The sequence below is a fragment of the Methylorubrum podarium genome (assembly GCF_022179745.1).
Taxonomy (GTDB): Bacteria; Pseudomonadota; Alphaproteobacteria; order Rhizobiales; family Beijerinckiaceae; genus Methylobacterium; species Methylobacterium podarium.
On the sequence record NZ_BPRD01000539.1, the window covers coordinates 1 to 1,195 of the forward strand.

The 1,195-nt window shown below is 75.4% G+C and carries 1 pseudogene; it reads right to left on the reverse strand.

Annotated elements, in window-relative coordinates:
- Nucleotides 1-48: 48 nt before the first annotated feature.
- Nucleotides 49-1,195, reverse strand: a pseudogene (locus tag MFF42_RS22990) (hypothetical protein); the annotation flags it as partial.

Here is a 1,195-nt window from a genome sequence, read left to right on the forward strand (position 1 = left end):
GCGCGACGGGGGCCTTTTTCGTTGGAGCCCCGGTCGAGGGTTACGGCTTCACGCCTCGTCGAACCGGCCGCTGGCATGGGCGAGCATGGTGTAGACCTTGCCCGTCTCCGAGGTGAGGTAGGCGTCCGCGCGCTTGGTGTCGCGGTCGTTCTTCGTCACCTCGCCGAGCAGCCGCTCGAACTCGCCGACGTAGCGATCGACCGTGCGGCGGAACTCGGCATCCGCCCGGTAGCGGCGCTGGATCTGCTCGAAGGTCTGGCGGCCCTGCGCCGTGTAGAGGCGGCCGTCGAACAGGTTCGCGTCGCCCCGGCGGTAGCGCTGCCAGAACTCGACCGAGGCCTGATGATCCACCATCCGGGCGATGTCGGTCGAGATCGCGTCGAGCGAGATCCGCTCCACCGGCCCCTTCGCCTCGGGCGCGGGTGCCGGAGCCGGAGCGGGGGCCGCCTCGGCGCCGTCGTCGTCGATCGAGGCGCGGGTCAGGAGATCGGACAGCCAGCCGCGGTTGTCGCGGGTGCCGGGTCGCCCCTGGACCGCTCCTTGGGCCGTTCCTTGGACCGCCCCCTGACCACCGCCCTGAGCGGCGGCCGGGCTCGCCGGACGCGCGGGGGCGGCGGACGGAGCCGACGCCTGGGGCCGCGATGCCGTCGGTGCCGCGCTGCGGGCCGGCGCAGGAGCCGGCTGCGGCGCCGGGATCGAGGCCGGGATCGGAGCCGAGGCGGCGCGGCCGGCCTCGGCCGTCCGGCGCTGCTCGACCGCGCGGGCCTGCGCCGCCGGCTGGGCGACATCGACCGAGCGGTTGGAGCGGGCGACGAGCGCCGCCAGCTCGTTCAGCGCGTCGATCTGCTCGGCCACGACGCGACGCATCTCGCTCGTCGCGTCCTGCGTCTCGCGGGGCAGGTCGAGGACGCCGCGCTGCAGGTCGGCGCGGGTCGCGTCGAGCTCGCGGCGGATCTCGGCGGCCATCGCGTTCATCCGCGCGACCGAGTCGCCGAACTGGCCGGAGGCGGCCGTGAAGCTCTCCATCATCTTGGCCGACGCCGCCTCGATGGCGCTGCGGACCGCCGCCGCCGTGCGGGCGCTCTCCTCGTCGGCGCCGCTGCGCAGGCGCTCGAAATCGCCCGTCACCGCCGTGCCGGCCTCGCGGGCCGCGCGGGCCACGCTCTCGCTGAGTTCGCGGGCGCGGGCCTCGGCC